This is a genomic window from Candidatus Protofrankia californiensis (assembly GCF_900634765.1).
In the GTDB taxonomy this organism is placed as follows: Bacteria; Actinomycetota; Actinomycetes; order Frankiales; family Frankiaceae; genus Protofrankia; species Protofrankia californiensis.
Genome location: NZ_CAAAFT010000414.1, coordinates 1 through 5,347, shown reverse-complemented (window position 1 = coordinate 5,347; position 5,347 = coordinate 1). Strand labels below are relative to the sequence as shown.

The following is a 5,347-nucleotide window of genomic DNA, read 5'->3' as shown; positions in this document are numbered from 1 at the left end:
CAGCACCGACAGGTCGAGCAGCCCGCGGACCCGGACAACCTCACGATGGGTGACCTCCAGCTCGCGCATCAGGAGATCCAGCAGGTTGTCGTCGACGTCGTCGCCGACTTCGAGACGGACGGCCGGGCCGAACCGCCGGCGGGCCAGCTCGCGCTCGAGCGCCTGCAGCAGGTCCTCGGCCTCGTCCTCCTCGACCTCCAGGTCGGCGTTGCGGGTCACCCGGAACAGGTGGGAGTCCACCACCTCCATGCCGGGGAAGAGCTGTGACAGGTGGGCGGAGATCACCTCTTCCAGCGGGATGAAGCAGACCTTGTGATCGTCGGAGTCCTTGTTGCGCACGACGTAGCGATCGTTCGCCTCCCGGGGGTTCTCCGGGTCGATCCGGATCAGCCGGGGCACGTTCTGTGGGACCTTCACACGGGCGAACCGGTCGCCGTCCCCGCCCGGGTCACGCACGGTCACAGCAAGGTTGAGGGACAGCCCGCTGATGTAGGGGAAGGGATGCGCCGGATCGACCGCGAGCGGGGTGAGGACGGGAAAGACCTGCTGGTGGAAGTAGTGATGCAGCCGGTCCTTCTGCCCCTCGGTCAGGTCGCCCCACAACCGGATGGTGATGCCCGCCTCCGCCAGGGCGGGGATGACGGTCTCGCTGAAGCACCGGGAGTGACGCTCACCAAGCTCGGCCGCGGTACGGCTGATGAGGTCGAGCTGCTCACGGGCGGTGAGACCGTCGGCGGAAAGCACCGCGAGCCGGGTCGCCTCGCGGCGCATCAGGCCCGCGACCCGCACCATGTAGAACTCGTCGAGGTTGCTGGCGAAGATTGCCAGGAACTTGGCGCGTTCGAGCAGCGGGACGCTCGCGTCCTCGGCAAGTGCCAGCACCCGTGCGTTGAAGTCCAGCCAGGACTTCTCGCGGTTGATGAAACGATCATTTGGAAGATCTGACGGTACCGGTGACCGGGGTGCCTCCAGCGGCTCGAGCAGGCCGCTTCGCGGTTTGCGTTGCGGTTGCTCGGATCGATCCACCACCAGCTCGGTCATGCCCTCGATGGTGCCAGCCTCCTGCGAACGAGGCAGGCGTGTGCGGCAATTAGGACCTGCGCAACTTGACTGGGACGATGCTTAGACGAACGTCGTGTGTAACGCTCATGAAATGCGCCTGGATGAATATCGCAGCATGGGGGAAACATCCCGTCGGTCGGCGTCGGCGTCGGCGCCAGGGGTTGCCGGAGCGTGGCGGTGACGGCCGGGGCGGTACCGGCGCAGACAGTGCGTGTGCAACAGCCGGAACAGGCAGCGCTGCTACAGACGGTGCCGGACGGTGTGCTGGCCGCTGCCGTGATGGACGTCGACCCGGCAAACACGGCGGCCATGTCAGTCACCTACCGTATTCGGCAGCGGTTCAGCTACACCTATGACGGCCCGGCCTGGCAACTGGTGCATCGCCTTGTCGTCGTCCCCCCTCGACGCCACGGTGACCAGACGTTGCGTGCGTATCACCTCGCCGTGTCCGATCCGGCGGCCACTGTCACCTGGGAGCGCACGGTCGACGGTGCCCGGGCTGCGCTGGTGAGGCTCGACACCGTGCCGGCGCGGCTCGACTTCGACGTCACGGTCGCCCTCGCGCGCACCGCCGGGGCCGGACCGCCGCAGCTGCCGGCGTCCGCGCTGACCGGCCGCAGGTTGCTGACGCCCACACCGCTGACGGCGCCCGATGCCACCATGATCGCGGCAGCTCGGACCCTGGCCGTCCCCGACCCCCTCGAGACCGCGTTGCGGTGCTGCTCCTGGGTGTACCGGAGGATCGAGTACGCAGGCGGGAGCACCGACGTCACGACCACGGCCGCGCAGGCTCTCGCCGGGGGTCGCGGGGTCTGCCAGGACCACGCGCACGTCCTGCTGGCGCTGTGCCGGGCCGCGGGCGTGCCCGCACGGTACGTCTCCGGTCACATGATCGGCGAGAGCACCTCGCACGCCTGGGCCGAAGTGATCGTTCCCGAGGCTGCGGCTCGGGCCCTGCACGGTCGTGCGGCAGGCCGTGACGACGTCCTCACCAGTTCCGGTGTTGACGCATGGACGCATGGTGATGAGGGTGCGAACCTGGACGGGGCCGGGGCGTGCGCGGTCGCGCTCGACCCCTGTCATGATCGCCTGGTGGACCGGCGGTATGTGACCGTGGCCACGGGCAGGGACTACAAGGAGGTGGCACCCACGTCCGGCTCGTACTGCGGACCGGGCCGTGGCACCCTCACCACGCGTCAGCGGGTGGACGTCATAGGGGTGGACGACGTCCCAGGGGTGGGCGAAGGCACCACCCCGGGCGCCGGTCTGGCAAACGGTGGCATACGTCAGTGACGTGCTGGCCGCCGGAGAAGATCGGCACGAGTTTGCCGATATGTACGCTAATGCAGCAGAAAAGCGTACACGGCAACAAACTCGTTTAGATCATGCCCTGTGCGGGTGGTTGCGACGGGATCCGCACTACTTGAGACGGGATCCGCACTACTTGACGGGTCCTGTGACCGGCCCGGTAAGGGGTTGCCGGGCGAGTGGCCGGCGTCGGGGAGGGAGCGGTTAGCGCCCGGCGGGCAGCGGTCGCGAGCCGGTCGACAGCGGACCGGTGGACAGGACGTGCCGCGTCCGGGGGCCGACGCCGAGGCCGACAGCCTCCCGCAGATGGTCGATCGTATCTACGTCACGCCGCAGGCCACGGACGGACTCGCCGAGGGGCGCGGTCAGATCCCGGGCCCCGGAACGTATGTGTGCCGCGCGGCTTGCCGGCCCGAACCGGGGCGCCAGCGGTGTGCCGGCAGCGGCGGCGAGCAGGACGGTGCCGGTACCGTCCGCGTCCGCGACCAGGCCGCGACCTCCTGCCGGCATGGCCAGCAGGGCCGCGTGCAGCTGGGCCGGGCGCAGCGCCGCGAGGTCGGCGGACAGGGCTGCGACACCGGCGCCCGGCCACCGCCGCGCGGCTACGGTGGCGCCGTGCGCCAGCGCCGCGTTGAGACCGGTGTCGGGTGCGTCGGGGATGACGACGATCCGGCCACGGCCGGCGCGGCCGGTGGTGCCGCCTGATGCCGTGCCGCCGCCGGGTGGGATGCCGCCGGTCGGCGCCTCCTCGGCGGCGTCCGGGCCCGACAGGGCGGCCATACCCGCCCGGGTCACGTCGTCGTTGGTCACGACCATGACGGCCTCGACCGTGCCGCGCCCGACGCTGCTGGCCGCGGCCACCGTGTCCTGGGCCATCGCGAGCGCGAGGGCCGCCCGGTCCGGATGGGCGAGCCGGCTCTTGGCCGCTGCGAGCGGTTTGACCGGTACGATGACGACCCAGATGGTCATGTGGGTGGCAGCCCCGGTATCACCGGTATCACGTACCGACTCTACGGCACGTAATATCGGGATGGGTCATGTGTGATGCCGACATGCGGCACCTGCCATGGCGGCATCCGCGGGTCGGCTCCGGACGCCGGCTGCAGGCGCCGGGTCAGGACACGATCTGTATGACCGCCGTGGCTTTCTCGACAAGCTTCGCGTGGCTGAGCAAGACTCCTGCGACGTGAGGCGAGCGGCTGTTCTGTGTGCCGGATCCTGGGGGACCGTTTTCGCCAAGGTGCTCGCGGATGCCGGGGCCGGGGTCACGCTGCTGGCGCGCGAACCCGACGTGGTCACGGCAATCAACCAGTTCCACACCAACCCTCGCTACCTGCCCGGTCTCGCGCTGCCGGATCGGATCAGCGCCACGCTCGAGGCCGCCGAGGCGTTGCGCGGAGCTGACCTGGTCGTCCTCGCCGTACCGTCCCAGGTCCTGCGGGCATGCCTGCTCGGATGGGCTCCGCTGGTACCGCCGTCCGCGGTGTACGTGAGCCTGATGAAGGGCATCGAGCTGGGGTCCCGGCGCCGGATGAGCGAGGTGGTCCAGGAGATCACCGGGGCGAGCCCGGACCGGATCGCCGTGGTCAGCGGCCCGAATCTGGCCGGAGAGATCGCGGCCGAGCAGCCGGCCGCCACCGTCGTCGCCAGTGTCAGCGCGCGGACGGCCGGTGAGGTCCAGGCGGCCTGTTGGACGCCCTACCTCCGCCCGTACACGAATCCGGACGTGATCGGCTGTGAGCTCGCCGGAGCCGTCAAGAACGTGATCGCGCTGGCCGCCGGCATGATCGAGGGGATGGGGTTCGGAACCAACACGATCGCGTCCCTGATCACCCGGGGGCTGGCCGAGACAGCCCGGCTCGGCGTGGCCCTGGGGGCCGACCCGCTGACGTTCGCCGGGCTCGCCGGCCTGGGCGACCTCGTGGCCACCTGTTCGTCACCGCTGTCACGCAACCGCACCTTCGGCGAGAAGCTCGGCCGGGGTACGACGCTCGCCCAGGCCAACGCCCAGCAGCACCAGGTCGCCGAAGGCGTCCGCTCCTGCCGTCCGATCCTGGACCTGGCCCGCTCCCTGGACGTCCAGATGCCGATCACCGAGCAGGTGGAGCGGGTCATCCACGAAGGCCTGGCACCGCTGGACGCGGTCAAGGAGCTGATGAGCCGGGAACCCGGCCCCGAGTACCGCGCCGTATGACCTGTCCTCGGGTGAGCTCCGTGCCGGACGGGTCACCGTGACCCGGTCCGGAGCGGACAGCACCCGGATGCGTGGTGGACGCGGTGTGGAGTTCACTGGAACGCAACCGGCGATCGGTTAGGGTCCCCGTCATGCCTGGCTCCCCGCGCCGGATCCGGATCGCCGTCCTGTACGGCGGCCGCAGCACCGAGCATGCGATCTCCTGTGTCTCGGCTGGAAGCGTCCTTCGGGCCCTGGACCGGCAGCGTTACGACGTCGTGGCCGTCGGTATCACCCCCGACGGCCGGTGGGTGCTCGGTTCGGATGATCCGAGCGCACTTGCGGTCCGTGATGACGTCCTGCCCACAGTCGACGCCGCCGCCAGAGCGGTGGCGCTGCCGGGCGACCCCACCGCGGGTGGTCTGATCGCGCTCGACCCGGCGGCGTCCGGGCAGGGTCTCGACACGATCGACCTCGGTGACGTCGGTGACGTCGACGTGGTGTTCCCGCTGTTGCACGGCCCGTTCGGCGAGGACGGCACCGTGCAGGGGCTGCTGGAGATGGCCGCCGTCCCCTACGTCGGCTCGGGGGTGTTCGCCAGCGCCGCGGCCATGGACAAGCAGCACATGAAGACCCTGCTCACCGCCGCCGGGCTGGACGTCGGCCCGTACGTGGTGCTGCGCGCCGGGCAGACCCTGACGGCCGGCGAACGCGAACGCCTGGGCCTGCCCGTGTTCGTCAAACCGGCCCGGGGCGGTTCGAGCATCGGCATCAGCCGGGTGGACGCCTGGGACGATCTGGCGA

The 5,347-nt window shown here is 70.2% G+C and carries 3 protein-coding genes and 2 pseudogenes; 3 read left to right on the top strand and 2 right to left on the bottom strand.

Going from position 1 to position 5,347, the window contains the following annotated elements; translation table 11 throughout:
* Positions 1-1,041: pseudogene (locus DD1DGNOD_RS21585) on the bottom strand (RNA degradosome polyphosphate kinase); the annotation flags it as partial.
* A gap of 258 nt (positions 1,042-1,299) precedes the next feature.
* Here DD1DGNOD_RS21585 and DD1DGNOD_RS21580 point away from each other — a divergent pair.
* A complete protein-coding gene (locus tag DD1DGNOD_RS21580; protein WP_131770925.1) occupies positions 1,300-2,355 on the top strand; it encodes a transglutaminase-like domain-containing protein in 1,056 nt (351 codons plus the stop codon).
* A 219-nt stretch (positions 2,356-2,574) separates the two neighbouring features.
* Here DD1DGNOD_RS21580 and cofC read toward each other — a convergent pair whose 3' ends face one another.
* Positions 2,575-3,339, bottom strand: a complete 765-nt coding sequence (gene cofC, locus DD1DGNOD_RS21575) for a 2-phospho-L-lactate guanylyltransferase (RefSeq protein WP_131770924.1) — start codon at positions 3,337-3,339, stop codon at positions 2,575-2,577.
* A 217-nt stretch (positions 3,340-3,556) separates the two neighbouring features.
* On the opposite strand from cofC, the gene DD1DGNOD_RS21570 reads away from it, so the two are divergent.
* Positions 3,557-4,564 carry an NAD(P)H-dependent glycerol-3-phosphate dehydrogenase gene (locus DD1DGNOD_RS21570; RefSeq protein ID WP_131768371.1) on the top strand — a complete coding sequence of 336 codons (1,008 nt, stop codon included), beginning with the start codon at positions 3,557-3,559 and terminating at the stop codon, positions 4,562-4,564.
* A gap of 131 nt (positions 4,565-4,695) precedes the next feature.
* Positions 4,696-5,347: pseudogene (locus DD1DGNOD_RS21565) on the top strand (D-alanine--D-alanine ligase A); the annotation flags it as partial.